The organism is Amycolatopsis sp. TRM77291 (genome assembly GCF_054166285.1).
Window position 1 is genome coordinate 1,399,995 of sequence record NZ_JBSZHF010000001.1, and the last position, 16,949, is coordinate 1,416,943.

Here is a 16,949-nt window from a genome sequence, read left to right on the forward strand (position 1 = left end):
CCGCGCCCGAGGCCGGTTGACCGGAATCGACGCGTTTAGAGCCCGCGGGAGTGGTTAGTCCGATTCGACCGATCTCGCTGCTTAGGCTGTTCGGTCGGATTTGCCCGTCCGGTCCACGTCATCCCACCCGACCGGGTACACGGGAAGGAGCGCCGTCAGGAACGATCCGCCTCCGGTGTCCTCAAGGGGGACTCGAATGGACACACCGCTGGGAAAGTTCATGCTGCTGGTTTCGGAAGACCCGGAGGAGATACGGACCTGTCTCGCCGGCCTCTTCGGGGAATGCCGGTTCCGCGCGCGTTCGGCGTCGAAGGTCCGCGTGCACGCCCGGCGGACGAAGAACTTCACGGTCGCCTACGTCGCTTGCCCGGCCGCGGCCGAACTGCGGATCGGCTGCACCCGCCAGCACTTCCTGATCGCGGTCCCGGTCACCGGCAGGGCGGCCATCATCGGGGAAGTGTGCAATCCCGGTTCCGTGCTGGAGGCCCGCTGGTCGCGGGAGTTCGCACAGTTGATGGTGATCATCGACCGCGGAGTGCTGGAAATGCGGCTGAGCGCGATGCTCGGGCGCGCACTGCCGCAGCCGTTGCGATTCGAGGGGACGCTGAACACCGGTCGCCAGCCCGCCAAAGGATGGTATGACGCTCTGACGGCCTACGTGGGGTCGCTGGACGACACGGACAGCGCGCTGGAAATCGAAGCCGTCGCGGAGTCCGTCGAACAGGGCTTGATGACCACGTTTTTGGCCTCACAGAAGCACAATTACTGGGACGTGGTGACCGGCGAAGCGAAACTCGTGTCTTCACGCACCATTCGCGAGGCCACCCGGCTGATCGACGGGCAACCGCACCGGCATCATTCGGTGAAGAGCCTCGCCCGCGAGCTCGGGGTGAGCGTGCGCGCCCTGGAGAAGGGGTTCAAGCGGCATTTGGCGACCACTCCCAACGCCTATCTTCGCGATGTCCGGTTGGAGCGCGCCCACGCCGACCTTTCCGCGGGCGAACCCGACGCGGTCACCGTGGCACAGGTCGCCCAACGGCACGGGTTCTTCCACTTCGGGCGGTTCGCGGCCACGTATCGTGACCGGTTCGGTGAAGCCCCTTCGCATACCTTGCGCCGCCTCGTCGGGCCTTTTCGCTCGGGGTACGGATGATGGACAGGACCGTGCGCGGAAGTGATCGCCACGGCCCCTATGCCCTCATACGGTGGAATTGAGCGTCACCCACCGGTACATCGTTCTTCCCTGCTGCACCAGGTATGCGGCGTGGCGCTTCCGGTACATCCGACGGAAGGGTCAGTGCCATGCCCCATGAGCGTGAAATACCGTCCCGAAGAAGAGGTGCCGCGGCCGTGCTGGCCGCGGCCCCTCGCGTGCCGGCCGGCGACGTCCCGGCGTGGCTGACCGGCCTGCTCACCGAATGCCCCGGCCCCGACGCGGCCAGCGCGTCGGCCGCGTGGGCCGGAATAGGCGAGCATTGGATCGCGCGATGGCGCGCCATCACGGGTTCCCCGGCCCCCGCGATGGACGACGCCATCCGCGACTTCATCCAGACCATGCGCGGGGAAGGCGATCTCTCCGAAGTCCAGCTGGCGCAGGTGTGCCACGCCATCGATCCCGGCCGCGGCCACCCCCTCGCGGACGGCGCCGGCTCGGCGATCGAACGGTTCCTTTGGCGAGTCCGGCCGTGGCTGCCGCTCTGGGTCTCCTTCGCGCACTGGGTCGTCCGATGGTGCGTGCACCGCCGTCGCCGGCACGTGCTCTTCCTCGCGCGCGACATGCTGACGACGTACCTCACCGCGCGGCGGCTCGACCTGAAACTGTCCACCGGGCTCGACATCCGTCTCGCCCACGCCTCACGCGCCGACCACGGCGCCCTCGCGGACGTGCTCGGGCTGCGGGACGGTGAGTGGTTCGAGCCCGAACGTGTCGCGCTGGTCGACTCCGGTTGTTACGGCACGGTCATGTCGCGGCTGGCCGGGCAGATCGACGCCGGGACACGCGCCGAGGAAGAAGCCGCCTGCCTGTTCTATTTCAGCCGTAACCCCAAGATCTTCGGCTACCTCAACTATCTCCTCAGCCCCAGCATCCTCGAACTCGACATCGCGGGCACGGACGTCGCCGACTTCGTCATCTACGCCGGAGACCTGCTCGAAGCCATGCCCAAGCCGTACCGGGTGGTCCGGACCGAGTCCGGCCTGGTCGCCGAGCCGCAGGATCTGCTGACCTTCTGTCTCGGCATGGCCGTGCTCAAGGAGGTCGACGACTTCGTCGCCGCCGGTCCGCTGGCTTCCATTCCGCAAGCGCAGCGCCGGGCGCTGGAGCTGTACAACGCGTACGCCAACGCCTCGGGGAACCGGATGCACGCCGATTCACTGCTGTTCCACACCCCCGCACCGCAGCAGCTGCCCGCCGACTATGGCTTCGAAGCACTCGACTTCCAGAGTTTCCCGCCACAGAACGAGATCTTCGGGTCAGCGCCCGGCTGAGGAAGAAAGGAAAGCACACCATGACCGACGCCCTCACCTTCGTCGAATCCTGCCGTGACAGCGACGGGTTGCTCGTCGAGACCGATGAAAGCGGTCCCAGCCTCGAGGCCGCCCGGTTCGGCGCCGAGATCCGCGCGATGCGGGGAATCGGCCTGACGCGGCCGGAGCTGGAATTCGCCTCGGCGGCCCGGACCGGTGGCGCCTACGCGATGTTCCGGGGCGGGGCACCGTCCTTAGGAGCGACGTACTACGCCTTGCGGCTGTATCAGCTCGCCGGAGTCCCCGTGCCGGATGCCGGCGCGGTGGTCCGGTGGGTGGACGAGGCGCTCGTCGCCGGCGGCAGGGTCGTCGTCGACATGGACGACCTCTTCTACGGGGTCAGGTCCCTGATCATCCTCGACGCCCGGCCGGAACCGGACGGCGCCGCCGAGATCCGTGCGTTCCTGCGCGCGTGTACCGGCGACGATCGTGGCTGTGCGCTCCTGCCCGACGGTCCGTCCGACATCGAACGGACCTATTGCTCGGTCGCGATCCGGCAATGGCTCGGAACCGAGGACGATCATGCCGACGCACAGGCGAGCGCTCCGTTCGTCGTTTCGTGCGACGACGGTTTCGGGCACATCCGGATGCGGCCGTCGCGAGCGGAATGGTCGCTCGCGAGCGCTTACTGGGGCGCGCGAACCGCTCAGTTGCTGAACCTGGCTTGGCCATGGGCCGAGTTGCACGCCGCGGTCCAGCGGTGCGCGCAACCCGACGGCGGGTTCAGCACGAACCCTGGTTCGACGTTGTGGGAGACCTATTGTGCGCTGCGGGTCATGAACATCGCCGCCTCCAGGCAGGAGCAACCGGTATGAGTGCCGGTCTTCGTGAGAGCGTCGCCATCAGCGGAAGACTGGGGTTCGGCGTCTACCTGATCCCGGGTTTCCCCGACTGGGACGCCAGCCTCGCCGCCGTCCGTGCCGCGGTGGCCGCGGGAGTGGACTTCGTCGAGTTCCCGATCCTGCTCGACGCGGGCTTCTCCGCCAGCACCGGGAGCGTCGTCGCGGAGGCGCTGGCGAAGGCGGGGCCGGACAACCTGGACCCGCGCTCGTCCCGGCTGCGCGAATGGCTGGCGGAGGCGCCGGTGCGGGTCGGGATCGTCTACCGGTCGGCCTGGCCCGCCGCCGGCGACTGGCGTGCCGGTGACGAAATCCTGGCCGGCTGCGCGGGTCTGCTCTGCGAGCACGACATCCGGCCGTTTCCCGAGTACGCGGCCCGCGCGCGCCGGCGCGGACTCGCCCTGGTGCCGCCGCTGCGGGTGACGGCCGGGCCCATCACCGACGAAGAGGCCGGCGTGCTCGGCCGCGGCGACGGGTTCGTGTATCTCGCGCTCAGCGCGGAGACCGGGCGGGCGGGCACCATCGACGATGGGCTCGGCCGCCGGATCGGCGACATCCGGCGTATTCGTCCGGACCTGCCTGTCTACACCGCTTTCGGCATTCGGGACGCTGGCGACGTCGCAGCGGTCGCGCGGCAGGGAGCCGACGGTTTCATCGTCGGCAGCCACGCGCTCACCGTCCTCGGTGACGGTGTGCCGGCGTTCGAACGCTGGCTCGCCGGGATGACCGCGGCCCGGTCCGCTCAGGCGTCAGCGGGCCTTCTGGAGAACTTCAGGTAGAGCAGTGCCCCCACGGCGAGCGCCGCCGCGAACAACAGGTACCAGCCCGCCAGCAGGAGCACGCCGAACACCAGGACCGTCGCGATCACCGCGAACCACCGTTGTTTGCCACCGGACGGCAGAAGCCGGACCCCGGCGGCCATCGCCACCAGGTAGATCGCGATCAGGCAGGCGTTCTCCGCGAGCAACGCCTGTTCCAGTTCGAATCCGGTGAGGATCGCGACGAGGAAGCTGATCGCGGTCCCGGTGGTCACCACGAGCAGACTGCGCCTCGGAACGTCACCCGATCGGCTACCCTTGGCCAGCCAATGCGGCAGAGCGCCATCACGGCCCAGCGCCGCGCCGAGTTTCGCCATACTCGCCACGAACACATTGAGCACCCCGAGGGTGACCACGACGGCGATCACCGCGGCGACCACTCGAACGGAGGTACCGAGCCCTTCGCCGAGCAACGCGGCCAGTGGCGCTTCGGTTTCCCCGGCTCGCGGGCCGAGCACGAGAATCGTCATTCCGCCGACGGCGAGATAGAGCACGCCGATGACGACGATGGAGATTCCCGTGGCCAAGGGCAGGTCTCGCCGCGGATTCCGGAAATCGGGGGCCAGATGAGTCACGGTCTCCCACCCGATGAAGGCCCACACCAGCAGGCTGATCGCGGTCGCGATACCGGCGAAGCCGTGAGGCGCGAACGGCTGAAGGTTGGCCGTGTCCGCTTTCGGCGCCGCGAGCACCACGGCGCCGACCAGGAGAAGGGCCAGGAAACCGGTGAGCACCAACTGCACACGGCCGGACAGGTGCACGCCGAAAAGGTTCACCCCGATGGCGATGAGCACCAGCACGGCGGCCAGGAACATCGTCATCGTCCGGCCGCCGCCGACCAGTTCGGTGATGTAGGCCGCGCCGAACGCGCTGGCGGCGGGCATTCCCGCCAGGGTGCCGAAATAGAACCACCATCCGGTCACGGCCGAGGTCTTCGGCCCGAACGCCCGCAGGGCGAATGTCGCCGGCCCGCCGGCGTCCGGATACCGTCCCGCCAGCGCGCCGAAGGTCGCCGCGACCGGGGCGGAGACCAGCACCAGGACCAGGAAGGCGATCAGGGACGCCGGGCCCGCCGCCTTGGCCGCGAGCGCCGGTAGTACCAGCAGACCGGTGCCGAGGACGGCGCCGACGTACAGCGCGACGCCCTGCGGCACGGTCAGATGCCGGGTGTTCGACCGGGACGAGTGCTCGACTGTCGATCGGCTCATGACCGTCGGATACCCGGCGCGCGCCTGGGGTTAACTTCGGCGGCGGGATCGGGTGGAGAGCGGCGTTCGGGTTATTGAGGCTTAAGGCGAACATGTAGTGGTGGGTGAAGGGAGCATTCACCGCCGGCGCCCATGTCGCGAAAGCCACTTTCGCGACGCCTGATGTCCCGAAAGTGGCTTTCGCGACGCGTTCGGCCGAACTGACCGGTCACCTCGAATCGTCACTCACGGCCGACGCATGTGCCGCCGTTCCGCGAAGGCCCCGGATCCGCCCGGACGCGCGAGGCTAACNTCGCGAAAGCCACTTTCGCGACGCCTGATGTCCCGAAAGTGGCTTTCGCGACACCCCTACGCCACGTTCGCCGTATTTCCACAGAACGCTCAAGACTCGCGCGGCGCGGGAAAGGAAGGCCACCCGTGCGGCTTCCCCAGAATCTCGATGGTCGCCTGGTCGACCAAAAAGTACTGCCCGCCGTCCTCGCGCGGATTCGTATAGGCAGCCGTCGCGATCGAGCGGCCGAAATCGGCCATCACCGCGATGGGATAACCGCCGTCGAAGATCTCGCCGTGCGCGGCCGTCGCGACGGTCCCGGTCTCGTACCAGGTGACGAAATACTGCGCCGGACCGGTTTCGAAGACGCGCAGTGTCGCTTCCTTCTGCCGGACACCGGCGAAATCACCGGACACACCGGTCCAGATCATCGTGGTCCGGTCCGCGTAGTGCTGCTCCAGCACGTTCCCGGAGCCGTAATGGAAGTTCGCGCGGAGCCCGACGAGGTCGGTGCTGAGCGGATGGGTCCCGGTCACAGGGAAGAAACGGACGTCGAGTCGCACGGGCTGAAACCTCCGGGTAGCTGGTATCCGCAGGTTTAGCAGCCCGTCGCACCTCGATCGTTGTCCGGCGAAGCGATCCTCTTGTCGGTGGACGCGAGGATCAGTCGAACATGCCGGGCTGGTAGTCACCGGCGGGCGTCCGGGCGATGACGTTGAGCCGGTTGTACGCGTTGATCGCGGCGATCAACGCGATCAGGGCGCCGATCTGCTCGTCGTCGTAGTGCTTGCGCACCTGCGCCCAGGTGTCGTCGCTGACGCCGTGGTGCGCGTCGGCGATCCGGGTGCCCTCCTCTGTGAGCGCGAGAGCCGCGCGCTCGGGCTCGGTGAACACGTTCGCCTCCCGCCAGGCGGCGACCAGGTTGAGCCGCACCGAGGTCTCGCCGGCGTGCGCGGCGTCCTTGCTGTGCATGTCGGTGCAGAAACCGCAGCCGTTGATCTGGCTGGCGCGCAGCTTCACCAGTTCCTGGGTCGCGTGGGGCAGCGAGGACTCCTCGATCGGCCGGTTCGCGGCGCCGAGACGCTTGACGTATTTGAGGATGACGTCGTTCTCGAACAGGTTGATTCGCGGTTCCATGATCTTTCCTCTCCGTCGGTTTCTGCACACATGACGAGGGGGACGGAGAGGTTGTGACAGTACTCGATGTGACGCCGGTCACCCGTGGAAGAGTTCGGCGAGGATCTCCGCGCCGTCGACGACGCGCGGGCCGGGCCGGTTGAAGTAGGCGGGTCCGTCGAGGACGTGCACGGCCGGAATGTCGTCCCAGCCCGGCAGACCGGTCAGCAGATGCAGTTCCGCCTCGGTCCGCTCCGGTGGAAACCCGCAGGGCATGAGCAGTAACACGTCGGGTCGTGCTTCGACGACGGCGTCCCACGTGATCGGCCGGGTGTGTTCGCCCGCGGCGGCGAGCAGCGGGATACCACCGGCGGCGTCGATCTGCTCCGGGACCCAGTGCCCGGCGGGCCAGAGCGGGTCGAGCCATTCGATGGCGGCCCCCCTCGGCCGCGGTCGTCCCGCGACGCGAACCCGGACCGCCTCCCAGCGTTCCTTGAGAAGACGAGTCTCGTGAGCCGCGCGTTCGGGGACGCCCAGCACTTCGCCGAGCGTTGCCAAGCAGGTGAAGATGCCGTCGAGCGTTCGCGGTTCGAGGCTGACCACCCGGATGTCGCCGTCCAGCGTGCGCACGGTCTCCGAGACCTGCCGGTAGGAGACCGCGCAGACGTCGCAGAGATCCTGCGTGAGCACGACGTCGGGTCCGGCCGCCGCGAGCATGGCGGCGTCGAGGGAGTACAGGGCCGAGCCGCGATGCTCGCCGCCGACGGCCGCCGAAATCTCCCGGCTCGACAGCGCGTCGTGGTCGATCGCGCTGCTCGTGACCACCGGGACGTCGTCCAGCTCGCCGGGCGGCCAGTCGCATTCGTGGGTCCGGCCGGCCAGCGACGGCAGGAGCCCGAGGGTCGCGACGAAGTCGGTCGCGGCGGGGAGCAGCGAGACGATCCGCATCCGTCCACGGTAGGTGACCAACTCATCCTGCACATCTGCGCGGAGCAAATGCGTGAAAGTGCGCTAATAGAGCATTGACGTTGCACAAAACTGCACCTAACGTGACAGCTATTGCGCACAACTGGCACGGATGGGGAGTTCATGAGCGGGACCTTCATGGCGGCGGAGATCGCGAGCCAGCCCGGCTGCTGGCGGGAAGCGGCGGCGCTGGCCTCGGCGAACAGTGACCTGTTGCCGCCGCCGGGCGCGCGGGTCGCGATCGTCGGCTGCGGCACGTCGTGGTTCATCGGTCAGGCGTACGCCGTCCTCCGCGAGTCCGCCGGGCTCGGTGAGACCGACGCCTTCGCCGCGTCCGAGTTCCCGGAGGGCCGTTCCTACGACCAAGTCGTGGCGCTGACCAGGTCGGGTACGACGACCGAGGTCCACGCCCTGCTGGCGAAGCTGCGGGACAGGACGCCGACCATCGCGATCACCGGCGTGCCGCGCGAGATCGAGGCCGCCGCCGACAAGATCGTCGACCTCTCCGTGGTGGACGAACGCTCGGTCGTGCAGACCCGGTTCGCCACGACGGCGCTGGCGATGCTGCGCGCCCATCTCGGCGAGGACCTGACGGCGGTCGCCGACCAGGCCGAACGCGTGCTCGCCGAACCGCTGCCCGACGAGCTGGTCACCGCGGAGCAGTTCAGCTTCCTCGGCACCGGCTGGTCCGTGGGCATCGCGAACGAGGCCGCGCTCAAGTTCCGCGAGGCCTGCCTGCTGTGGACGGAGTCGTACCCGGCCTGGGACTACCGGCACGGCCCGATCAGCATCAGCGAGCCGGGCCGCGTGACCTGGATGTTCGGGCAGGCCCCGGAAGGGCTGGCCGACGACGTCGCCCGCGCGGGCGGCCTGTTCGTCGAGAGCGGCCTGGACCCACTGGCGGACCTGGTCCGCGCGCAGCGCGTCGCCGGGGCCATCGCCGCCCGCAAGGGACTCGACCCGGACAACCCCCGCAGCCTCACCCGATCCGTCGTCCTGACCTGAAAGCCCGTAGGCGGAGCTGTGCGGTATTCGGAAAGGGACCAGACGCGTGAACCCGCTCCGTCCTGCCGACGTCGATCGCGGTCGCGGGTTCACCGACAGGCGAATGGGGCCGCGCCGTGATCGTCACCGTCACGCCGAACACCGCGCTGGACGTCACGTACACAGTGGACGGTCTGCGGCCCGGTGACGTGCACCGCGCGCGGACCGTGCGGCACCGGGCGGGCGGCAAGGGCGTCAACGTCGCCCGCGTGCTGCACACGATCGGCGCCGACGTCCGCGCGATCGTCACCGCGGGCGGCCCGACGGGAACGGCGGTCGTTGGCGAGCTCGCGGCAGCGGGCATCCCGGCGGGCGTCGTGCCGATCGACGGGGAAACCCGGCGCACCACCACGGTGCTCGCGGACGACGGATCGGTCACGTTGCTCAACGAGCCCGGGCCCCGGCTCACCGAGGACGAATGGCAAGCGCTTGCGGCGGCCGTCCGGGCCAGGAACCCGGACGTGCTCGTCTGCTCGGGCAGCCTGCCGCCGGGAGCCGGGGGATACGCCGGCCTCCTCGGTGACGCACCGTCCATCTTGGACACTTCCGGTGAGGCGCTGCTCGCCGGCCTCGCCGGAAGACCGTCCGTGGTCAAGCCGAACGCCGACGAACTGCGCGAGGTCACCGGCCTGCGGGATCCGGTGGCAGCCGCGAGGGAGCTGCGCAAGGCCGGGGCGGGCGCCGTCGTGGTCTCGCTCGGGCCGGAGGGGCTACTGGCGGTGACCGGTTCCGGCACTTGGCACGCGGCACCGTCCACTGTGCTCCGCGGCAACACCACCGGCGCGGGTGACGCCGTCGTCGCCGCGCTGGCGCTGGGACTGAGCCGCGCCGAATCGTGGCCGGACATCCTGCGCCGGGCCGTCGCGTTGTCCGGGGCGGCCGTGCTCGGTCCGCTCGCCGGCGACGTCGACCTCGCGCACTACCAAGCCGAACAGGGGCTGGTCGCCGTGCGCGCCCGCCCGGACTAGGAGAACTGCCATGCCTCTGGTGGGAACCGGGGAGATCGTCGGAGCCGCCGCGGCGGCAAGGCGCGGCTGCGGCGCGTTCAACGCGATCCAGCTCGAACACCTCACCGCGATCGTCGACGGCGCCGCCGCGGCGGAAGCGCCGGTGATCGTGCAGCTGAGCCAGAACGCCGTGAAGTACCACGGCTCGCTCGCACCGGTCGGAACGGCGGCGCTCGCCGCGGCGAGAGAGGCCGTCACGCCGGTCGCGGTGCATCTCGACCACGCCGAATCGGCCGACCTGGTCCGTGAGGCGGTCGCGCTCGGTTTCGGGTCGGTCATGTTCGACGCGTCCAAACTGGACTACGCCGACAACGTGCGTGCGACCCGTGAGGTCGCCGCGTACTGCCATGACCACGGCGTCTGGGTCGAGGCCGAACTCGGCGAGGTCGGGGGCAAGGACGGCGTCCACGCGCCCGGGGCGCGCACCGATCCGGACGAGGCGGCGGAGTTCGTCGCGGCCACCGGGGTCGACGCGCTCGCGGTGGCGGTGGGCAGTTCGCACGCCATGCTGACCCGTGACGCCGCGCTGGACTTCGAGCTGATCGCGCGCCTGCGGGAGCGGGTGCCGGTGCCGCTCGTGCTGCACGGCTCGTCGGGCGTGCCCGACGACGGGCTGGCCGAGGCGGTCCGGGCCGGGATGACGAAGATCAATATCGCCACCCAGCTCAACAAGGTGTTCACCGCGGCCGCCGCGGAGGACTGGCGCGCGCATCCAGAGCGCGTCGACCCGCGAAAGTATCTCGGTGCCGGGCGCGCCGCGGTCGCCGTCGAGGTGCGGCGGTTGCTGGGAGTGCTCAAGCTTGATCGGATTGAACCGGTCAAGGTGACGATTGAGCAGACTTTGCGCGATTGACTGTTGACATGTGCGCGAAACCTCACAAAACTGCGCAACAACAAGCAGAACTTGTGTGATCTTCGATCCAGGTGGTGGCGGATGCGGGTAGGCAGGCTCACGACAGCGGTGTCAGCGATGGCAGGGGCGGCGCTCCTGCTCGCGGGATGCGGCGGCGGGGACGTCGCCGGTGGCACCGGCGAGAACGCGCTCCCGGGCGTCGACCAGTTCCTCAACGCGCCTTGTCCGGAGGCGGCGGTGAAACCCGCCACGGACAAGGAATTCACGTACTGGTCCATGTGGACGGCCGACGAGCCGCAGGGCAAGGTCCTCCAGAAGGCCTTCAAATGCTTCCAGGAGAAGACGGGCGTCAAGGTCGACGTGCAGTGGCTGGGCCGCAAGGCCTACACGCAGAACCTGGTGCCCGCGCTGAACACCGACGCCGTGCCGGACCTGTTCGACCAGGACGTCAGCAAGGTCGGCGCGGCGGTCATGACGCCGGGCGGCACGCAGAGCGTCGACGACGTGTTCGCGATGAAGGTCGGCGAAGGCGACAAGACCGTCAAGGACGTGCTTTCGCCCAGCTCGTACGACTTCCCGCAGAACAAGGACCGCGAGGGCCACAACTTCATGGTCCCGTACACGATCCAGTCGAGCGCCTGGTGGTTCAACAAGGACACCGCCGGCGACATCCAGCAGCCGAAGACGATGGACGAGCTGATCGGCCTGTTCGACAAGGCGAAGGCCGACGGCAAGGCCGCCATCAGCCTCGACGGCGACATCCCGTTCTACAACATGTACTTCTACACCCAGCTCGCCGAGCGGTACGTCGGCGCGGGCGGGCTTTACAAGGCGGCGACCGACAAGACCGGTCAGGCGTGGAAGACCGATCCCGGCTTCCTCAAGGCCGCCACCGAAACCGCGAAGCTGCCCAAGTACTTCATCGACGGCTGGGACGCGGCGAAGTTCCCGCAGGTGCAGCAGCGCTGGGCCGACGGCGACTCCCGGTTCCTCTACGTCGGCAGCTGGGCGCCGAGCGAGACCCGCGAGTACCTGGACAAGCAGGGCGCCGGAACGAAGATCAACTACGGTTCCTTCCAGTTCCCGATGCCCGAAGGCGCCACGCACGACACCGTCGAGCAGATGTCGATCGGCTTCTCGGTGACCAAGAAGGCCAAGCACCCCGAGGCGGCCAAGGCGTTCATCGCCTACTTCCTCAACAAGGACCTGCTCGCCGGGATCCCGATCGTGGCCGACAACCTCGTGCCGCGTGCCGACCTCGCCGTGCCGGACGACCTCAAGCAGGTCAAGGCCGCGCTGGACGACCCGAAGAAGGAACACGTCCTGCAGTACGACGGGATCGACGGTGTCGCCGGCGGCAAATGGCAGACCGACGTCTTCGACCCCGCCGACATCGCGCTGCTGAAGGGGCAGATCACCCCGCAGCAGTTCGTGGACCAGCTCGCCACCAAGGGCGCCGAGTTCTGGAAGAACCAGGGCTGATGGCGACGGTCACGACGCCGCCGGTGCGGGCCGTGAAGGCCGGGGCGCACCTGAGTCGCAAGAAACGGCTGTTCTGGCCGTTCGCCGCGCCGGCGCTGGTGCTGTACCTGGCCTTCCTGGTCCTGCCGACGATCGCGACCGTCGTGCTGAGCTTCACCAGCTGGGCCGGGGCGGGGGACACGCCGGAACCCAACGGCGTCACCAACTACACGCAGATGTGGGCGAGCGACTCGTTCCAGTACGCCTTCCGCAACACGCTGATCTACGTGTTCCTCGGCGGCATCGGCACGTTCGCGCTGGCGTTCCTGTTCACGATGGTGCTGCGGGACATGAAGGGCGGCAAGATCGTCCGCGCGATCCTGTTCTTCCCGAACATCGTGGCGCCGGTCGCGCTCGGCATGTTCCTCGGCTTCGTCTTCAAGTACCAGCCTGGGAAACAGGGCCTGGCGAACTACGTGCTGGAAAGCCTCGGCGCGGACGCGGCGAAGTTCCTCGCACCGTCCAATGTGACCGGTGTGGTGACGGCTTCGCTGATCTGGGCAAGCTCGGGGTTCTACATCACCATCCTGATGGCCGCGGTCGACCGCATCCCGCCGTATCTCTACGAGGACGCGGAGCTGGGCGGCGCGTCGCCGTGGCAGAAGTTCAGGAACATCACGCTGCCGATGACCTGGGACGTCGTCGGGGTCGCCGGGGTGCTGTGGACGATCAACGCGCTCAAGATCTTCGAGCTGGTGTTCGTGCTGGCCGGGCCGGGCACCTACGCCCCGCCCAACGAGGCGTGGACGCTGGGGATCTACGTGTTCGACCGGACCTTCGGCTCGAACGGCACCCCCGACTTCGGCGCCGCGTGCGCCTGCGCGGTGGCGATGATCGCGCTGGTGTCCGTGCTCGTCGTCCTGCTCCGCCGGTTGATGCGCCGTGACGCGATCCAGTTCTGAGGGAGATCACATGTCCGTCACCGACGTCGAGGCGCCCGCGCGCCCGTCGCCGAAACCGGTGCGCAAGCCGCCGCGCAAACCGCGCCCGGCGCCCGGTTCCAAACGGTTCAGCCCGTTGCGGGTACTGGGTTCCACGATCGTGTGGCTGTTCACCGCCGGCAACATCCTGGTGCTGTACTGGCTGCTGACGGCGTCGTTCAAGACACCGGTGGAGATCTTCACCAAGCCGTTCGACCTGCCGTACCAGTGGTTCAAGGCCGGCAAGCCGTTCCGGAACTTCATCTACGCCTGGAACAACGCCGGTTTCGGCGAGGCCGTGCTGACGACCGTGGTCCTGGTCGGGCTGGCGACGGTCGTCACGGTCGCCGTCTCGGCGCCCTGCGCGTATGCCCTGACCAGGCTCGGTGTCCGCGGTGCCGGCCCGATGACGAACGTCGTCGCGATCGGCATGGGCGTGCCGTTCCAGACCGTGATCATCCCGCTGTTCGTGGTGCTCAGCAAGGTGCACCTGGACAACGAATACGGCCTGTTCGTGTTGTACGTGGCGCTGTCGATCCCGTTCACGGTGTTCCTCATGACGGGCTTCTTCCGGTCGCTGCCGGACGAACTGGAGGAGGCGGCCGCGCTCGACGGCGCCTCGCCGACGCGCACGTTCTTCTCGGTCATGCTGCCGCTGACCCGCGGCGGCATGATCACCGCGCTGACGCTGAACGCCATCGGCCTGTGGAACGAGACGCTGCTGGCGATCGTGTTCCTCAAGGACCAGGCGCATTTCACGCTGTCGCGCGCGTTGTTCACCTTCTACGGGGCCGCGAGCTACCAGTCGGAGTACGGCGGCCTGATCGCCGGGGTGGCGATCGTCGTGCTCCCGATGCTGGTGCTCTACCTCGTGCTCGCCCGCCGGATCATCACCGGCCTGACCCTCGGCGCCGGAAAGTAGGACCTGATGGCCACCGTGACCTTCTCCGACACCACGCGGTTCTACGCCGGAGTGGACCGCCCCGCGGTCGACGGCCTCGACCTCGAGGTCGCCGACGGCGAATTCCTGGTGCTGGTCGGCCCGTCCGGCTGCGGGAAGTCGACCACGTTGCGGATGCTCGCCGGGCTGGAAGGCGTCGACGACGGCTCCATCCACATCGGCGACCGCGACGTCACCGAACTCCCGCCGAAGGACCGGGACATCGCCATGGTGTTCCAGAACTACGCGCTCTACCCGCATATGACGGTGGGGGAGAACATCGGCTTCCACCTGAAGCTGGCGAAGATGGCCAAGGCCGAACGCGAGCGCAAGGTGCGCGAGGCCGCGGCCGTGCTCGACCTGACCGAGTACCTGGATCGCAAGCCCGCGAAGCTGTCCGGCGGGCAGCGGCAGCGCGTCGCGATGGGGCGGGCGATCGTGCGCGAGCCCAGTGTGTTCCTGATGGACGAGCCACTGTCCAATCTGGATGCCAAGCTCCGGGTGCAGACCCGGACCCAGATCGCGTCCCTGCAGCGGCGGCTGGGCATCACGACGCTCTACGTCACGCACGACCAGGTCGAGGCGATGACCATGGGCGACCGGGTCGCCGTGCTGAAGGACGGGATCCTGCAGCAGTGCGACACCCCCGTGGGGTTGTTCGCCAAGCCGGTCAACGTGTTCGTCGCCGGGTTCATCGGCTCGCCCGCGATGAACCTCCTGGAGACCACTGTGGACAGTGAAGGTGCCGTCGCCGGTGGTACGCGGCTGCCGCTGACCCCGGCACAGCGTTCGGCGCTGACCGGGCCCGGCATCGTCGTAGGCGTCCGGCCCGAGGGCTGGACGATCGGGGACGGCGGTTTCGAGGCCGTCGTCGAGGTCGTCGAGGAACTGGGGAGCGACCAGTACCTCTACTGCCGGGACGGCGACCGCGTGCTGACCGTACGCACTCCGGGGATGGCGCCGTGGCAGCGCGGCGAGCCGATCACCTTGACGCCGCAACCGGGCGCGGTGCACCTGTTCGACGCCGCCACCGGCGATCGGCTCCCGGACGCATGACCCGCCTGTACCGCACCGGGTTGCTACTGCCCGCCGCCGAACTCGGGCCGGAGAACCCGTTGCCACCGCTCCGGAAGCCCGAAGCGGTGGCAACGGTGTCCAATGTGGACGAGCTGCCGCCGGACCTGGCGGAGAACATCGGGTACGGCCGCCTGGACACGCCGCTGCCGTGCCTGTTGCAGGACGGCTACACCCGCGAGCGCGCCGAACGCGAACTCCCGGCGTTGGTGCTGGAGAACGACAAACTCCGCGTCACCGTGCTGCCGTCGCTGGGCGGACGGCTGTACTCGCTGGTCCACAAGCCGTCCGGGCGCGAGCTGCTCTACCGCAATCCGGTGTTCCAGCCCGCGAACCTCGCGCTGCGGGACGCGTGGTTCGCCGGCGGTGTCGAGTGGAACCTCGGGAGCACCGGGCATACGACGCTGACCTGCGAACCGATGTTCGCCGCGGAGATCGAGGGCCCGGACGGCACGCCGGTGCTGCGGTTGTGGGAATGGGAACGCACCCGCGACCTGCCGTACCAGATCGACTTCTGGCTGCCCGACGGCTCGGAGCACCTGCTCGTGGCCGTGCGGGTGCGGAATCCGCATCCCTACGACGTCCCGGTGTACTGGTGGTCGAACATCGCGGTGTCCCAGAACGAAGGCACCCGGGTGCTGGCGCCCGCGACACAGGCGTGGCACTACGGCTACTCGGGACGCCTAGACCTGGTCGACGTGCCCGGCGAGCTGACGTATCCGGCGCGTGCCGAAGCGGCGGCGGACTACTTCTTCGAGGTGACCGGGCGGCCGTGGGTCGCGGCCGTCGAGAAGGACGGCACGGGGCTGGCGCAGTCGTCCACCGGCCGGTTGCGTGGCCGCAAGCTGTTCCTGTGGGGCGAATCCACCGGTGGACGCCGCTGGCAGGAGTGGCTGGCTCCCGGCGCGGGCGGCTACCTGGAGATCCAGGCCGGGCTGGCCCGCACCCAGCTGGAGCACCTGCGCTTGCCGCCGGGGGAGAGCTGGGACTGGCTGGAGGCCTATGGTCCGGTCACCGCCGATCCCACGGCGGTGCACGGCGAGGACTGGACGGCGGCCCGGGAAGCCGTCGCCGACGGCCTGCCGTCGGCGGAAACCCTGGACGAGTACCTCGGCGAATGGCGCAAGATCGCCGACGTCACCCCGGAATCCTTCCTGGCCACCGGTTCCGGCTGGGGCGCGCTGGAGAACCGGCGCGCGCCGATGTGCCTGCCCGGCACACCGTTCCCGGACGAGTCGCTCGGGCCGGATCAGGAACCGTGGCTCGCGTTGCTCGACGGGACGCCGCCGGACGGGGATTCGCTCGCGGTGCCGCCGCCGACGCTGGTGAACCGCTACTGGGCGGATCTCATGGAATACGCCCCCAAGAACTGGCTGACCTGGTATCACCGCGGTGTCGCGCACTGGGCCGCCGGACGGCATTCGGACGCTGTCGGCGCCTGGCGCGAGTCCGTCTCGGCGGCCGAGAACCCTTGGGCACTGCGGAATCTCGCGGTCGCCACCGCCGGGCCCGAGGCCGCCTGGCTGTACCGGCGGGCGGTCGCCCTCGCGCCGTCACTGCGCCCTCTGCTCGTCGAGGCCATCGTGGCTCAACTCGCCGCGGGACTCGCGGACGAGGCGAGCGAACTGCTGGCCGGGCTGCCCGTGGAGGGGCGGATCGCCCTGCTGACCGCCCGCACCCGGCTCGCCCTCGGCGACGTCGCCGGGGCCAAGGCCGTGTACGACACCGGTTTCGAGGTCGCGAACATCAGGGAAGGGGAAACGTCTTTGTCCGACACCTGGGCGGCGGTTTCCGATGAACCGCTGCCGGAACAGCACGACTTCCGGATGAAGTGACCGGCCGGGCC

16 protein-coding genes are annotated in these 16,949 nt (G+C 68.9%); 12 read left to right on the forward strand and 4 right to left on the reverse strand.

Translation table 11 applies throughout. The annotated features are described in order from the left end of the window. The first annotated feature begins 196 nt into the window (after positions 1-196). The 4 genes from ACXIZN_RS06760 to ACXIZN_RS06775 all read left to right on the forward strand — a co-directional run bounded on the left by ACXIZN_RS06760 (position 197) and on the right by ACXIZN_RS06775 (position 4,144). A complete protein-coding gene (locus ACXIZN_RS06760) occupies positions 197-1,153 on the forward strand; it encodes an AraC family transcriptional regulator (protein ID WP_457953123.1) in 957 nt (318 codons plus the stop codon). A 197-nt stretch (positions 1,154-1,350) separates the two neighbouring features. Continuing rightward, a complete protein-coding gene (locus ACXIZN_RS06765) occupies positions 1,351-2,487 on the forward strand; it encodes a hypothetical protein (protein ID WP_457953124.1) in 1,137 nt (378 codons plus the stop codon). Positions 2,488-2,507: 20 nt separating this feature from the next. Beyond that, positions 2,508-3,341 (forward strand): prenyltransferase/squalene oxidase repeat-containing protein, encoded by an 834-nt coding sequence (locus tag ACXIZN_RS06770; protein ID WP_457953125.1) that lies wholly within the window; start codon positions 2,508-2,510, stop codon positions 3,339-3,341. Continuing rightward, positions 3,338-4,144, forward strand: coding sequence for a tryptophan synthase subunit alpha (locus tag ACXIZN_RS06775; RefSeq protein ID WP_457953126.1), 807 nt, complete (start codon positions 3,338-3,340; stop codon positions 4,142-4,144). The genes ACXIZN_RS06770 and ACXIZN_RS06775 overlap by 4 nt, the downstream gene beginning before the upstream one ends. On the opposite strand, the gene ACXIZN_RS06780 is transcribed toward ACXIZN_RS06775, so the two are convergent. The 4 genes from ACXIZN_RS06780 to ACXIZN_RS06795 all read right to left on the reverse strand — a co-directional run bounded on the left by ACXIZN_RS06780 (position 4,108) and on the right by ACXIZN_RS06795 (position 7,726). Continuing rightward, entirely contained in the window at positions 4,108-5,391 is a 1,284-nt protein-coding gene (locus tag ACXIZN_RS06780) for an APC family permease (RefSeq protein ID WP_457953127.1), read from the reverse strand. The genes ACXIZN_RS06775 and ACXIZN_RS06780 overlap by 37 nt on opposite strands. A 381-nt stretch (positions 5,392-5,772) precedes the next feature. Further along, on the reverse strand, positions 5,773-6,225 hold the full coding sequence (locus ACXIZN_RS06785; RefSeq protein WP_457953128.1) for a MoaF C-terminal domain-containing protein: 453 nt from the start codon (positions 6,223-6,225) through the stop codon (positions 5,773-5,775). A 100-nt stretch (positions 6,226-6,325) separates the two neighbouring features. Next, positions 6,326-6,799 carry a carboxymuconolactone decarboxylase family protein gene (locus ACXIZN_RS06790; protein ID WP_126734146.1) on the reverse strand — a complete coding sequence of 158 codons (474 nt, stop codon included), beginning with the start codon at positions 6,797-6,799 and terminating at the stop codon, positions 6,326-6,328. Positions 6,800-6,877: 78 nt separating this feature from the next. Next, positions 6,878-7,726: a cobalamin-binding protein gene (locus ACXIZN_RS06795; protein WP_457953129.1), complete on the reverse strand. Its 849-nt coding sequence runs from the start codon at positions 7,724-7,726 to the stop codon at positions 6,878-6,880. Between the two features lie 141 nt (positions 7,727-7,867). On the opposite strand from ACXIZN_RS06795, the gene ACXIZN_RS06800 reads away from it, so the two are divergent. The 8 genes from ACXIZN_RS06800 to ACXIZN_RS06835 all read left to right on the forward strand — a co-directional run bounded on the left by ACXIZN_RS06800 (position 7,868) and on the right by ACXIZN_RS06835 (position 16,938). Beyond that, the gene (locus ACXIZN_RS06800) at positions 7,868-8,749 is read left to right on the forward strand and encodes an SIS domain-containing protein (RefSeq protein ID WP_457953130.1); all 882 of its coding nucleotides are present in this window, start codon (positions 7,868-7,870) and stop codon (positions 8,747-8,749) included. A 116-nt stretch (positions 8,750-8,865) separates the two neighbouring features. After that, on the forward strand, positions 8,866-9,756 hold the full coding sequence (locus tag ACXIZN_RS06805) for a 1-phosphofructokinase family hexose kinase (RefSeq protein WP_457953131.1): 891 nt from the start codon (positions 8,866-8,868) through the stop codon (positions 9,754-9,756). Positions 9,757-9,766: 10 nt separating this feature from the next. Further along, complete coding sequence (locus tag ACXIZN_RS06810; protein WP_457953132.1) at positions 9,767-10,648, forward strand: class II fructose-bisphosphate aldolase; 882 nt, start codon at positions 9,767-9,769, stop codon at positions 10,646-10,648. A gap of 81 nt (positions 10,649-10,729) precedes the next feature. Next, positions 10,730-12,130, forward strand: coding sequence for an ABC transporter substrate-binding protein (locus tag ACXIZN_RS06815; protein WP_306856012.1), 1,401 nt, complete (start codon positions 10,730-10,732; stop codon positions 12,128-12,130). Then, positions 12,130-13,071, forward strand: coding sequence for a carbohydrate ABC transporter permease (locus tag ACXIZN_RS06820; protein WP_457953133.1), 942 nt, complete (start codon positions 12,130-12,132; stop codon positions 13,069-13,071). The genes ACXIZN_RS06815 and ACXIZN_RS06820 overlap by 1 nt, the downstream gene beginning before the upstream one ends. 10 nt (positions 13,072-13,081) lie before the next feature. Continuing rightward, a complete protein-coding gene (locus ACXIZN_RS06825) occupies positions 13,082-14,011 on the forward strand; it encodes a carbohydrate ABC transporter permease (protein WP_457953134.1) in 930 nt (309 codons plus the stop codon). Positions 14,012-14,017: 6 nt separating this feature from the next. Further along, positions 14,018-15,085, forward strand: a complete 1,068-nt coding sequence (locus tag ACXIZN_RS06830; protein WP_457953135.1) for an ABC transporter ATP-binding protein — start codon at positions 14,018-14,020, stop codon at positions 15,083-15,085. Next, entirely contained in the window at positions 15,082-16,938 is a 1,857-nt protein-coding gene (locus tag ACXIZN_RS06835) for a DUF5107 domain-containing protein (protein WP_457953136.1), read from the forward strand. Before ACXIZN_RS06830 ends, ACXIZN_RS06835 begins: the two co-directional genes overlap by 4 nt. Positions 16,939-16,949: the final 11 nt, after the last annotated feature.

Bases quoted from the DNA above. Each gene is read 5' to 3' on its own strand.
- ACXIZN_RS06760 (WP_457953123.1), top strand. From the start codon at position 197: ATGGACACACCGCTGGGAAAGTTCATGCTGCTGGTTTCGGAAGACCCG.
- ACXIZN_RS06770 (WP_457953125.1), top strand. From the start codon at position 2,508: ATGACCGACGCCCTCACCTTCGTCGAATCCTGCCGTGACAGCGACGGG.
- ACXIZN_RS06775 (WP_457953126.1), top strand. From the start codon at position 3,338: ATGAGTGCCGGTCTTCGTGAGAGCGTCGCCATCAGCGGAAGACTGGGG.
- ACXIZN_RS06780 (WP_457953127.1), bottom strand. From the start codon at position 5,391: ATGAGCCGATCGACAGTCGAGCACTCGTCCCGGTCGAACACCCGGCAT.
- ACXIZN_RS06790 (WP_126734146.1), bottom strand. From the start codon at position 6,799: ATGGAACCGCGAATCAACCTGTTCGAGAACGACGTCATCCTCAAATAC.
- ACXIZN_RS06795 (WP_457953129.1), bottom strand. From the start codon at position 7,726: ATGCGGATCGTCTCGCTGCTCCCCGCCGCGACCGACTTCGTCGCGACC.
- ACXIZN_RS06800 (WP_457953130.1), top strand. From the start codon at position 7,868: ATGAGCGGGACCTTCATGGCGGCGGAGATCGCGAGCCAGCCCGGCTGC.
- ACXIZN_RS06810 (WP_457953132.1), top strand. From the start codon at position 9,767: ATGCCTCTGGTGGGAACCGGGGAGATCGTCGGAGCCGCCGCGGCGGCA.
- ACXIZN_RS06815 (WP_306856012.1), top strand. From the start codon at position 10,730: ATGCGGGTAGGCAGGCTCACGACAGCGGTGTCAGCGATGGCAGGGGCG.
- ACXIZN_RS06820 (WP_457953133.1), top strand. From the start codon at position 12,130: ATGGCGACGGTCACGACGCCGCCGGTGCGGGCCGTGAAGGCCGGGGCG.
- ACXIZN_RS06825 (WP_457953134.1), top strand. From the start codon at position 13,082: ATGTCCGTCACCGACGTCGAGGCGCCCGCGCGCCCGTCGCCGAAACCG.
- ACXIZN_RS06830 (WP_457953135.1), top strand. From the start codon at position 14,018: ATGGCCACCGTGACCTTCTCCGACACCACGCGGTTCTACGCCGGAGTG.
- ACXIZN_RS06835 (WP_457953136.1), top strand. From the start codon at position 15,082: ATGACCCGCCTGTACCGCACCGGGTTGCTACTGCCCGCCGCCGAACTC.